1 protein-coding gene is annotated in these 396 nt (G+C 42.2%); it reads left to right on the top strand.

Going from position 1 to position 396, the window contains the following annotated elements; genetic code table 11:
• A partial coding sequence (locus ACT3QQ_RS13965) for an IS3 family transposase (protein WP_444528436.1) occupies positions 1–396 on the top strand: 396 nt, incomplete at both ends.

The following is a 396-nucleotide window of genomic DNA, read 5'->3' as shown; positions in this document are numbered from 1 at the left end:
CCAAAGAGCTTGTCGGTTACGCTATTAACAAGCGTATGACCGCAGATTTAGTTTGCAAAGCACTAAATATGGCCATCAAGAATAAACGTCCAAGCAAAGGGCTAATCGTTCATTCAGACAGAGGCAGTCAGTATTGCAGTCACGCCTACCACAAGACCATTAAGCAGCATCAATTTATAGGCTCAATGAGCGGCAAAGGCAACTGTTTCGATAACGCTCCGATAGAAAGCTTCTGGGGCACATTAAAGAATGAGCTGGTATATCATCAGGATTATAAGACTAGATTTGCAGCGATCAATGATATTATCAGTTATATCGAGCTGTACTACAACCAGACGAGGATTCAAAAGGGTTTGGGCTATCAATCGCCAAGACAGGTGTGGTTTGATTATTATC

The sequence above is a fragment of the Psychrobacter sp. AOP7-A1-24 genome (assembly GCF_052376235.1).
Taxonomy (GTDB): domain Bacteria; phylum Pseudomonadota; class Gammaproteobacteria; order Pseudomonadales; family Moraxellaceae; genus Psychrobacter.
This window is presented reverse-complemented; position numbering and strand designations above follow the sequence as displayed.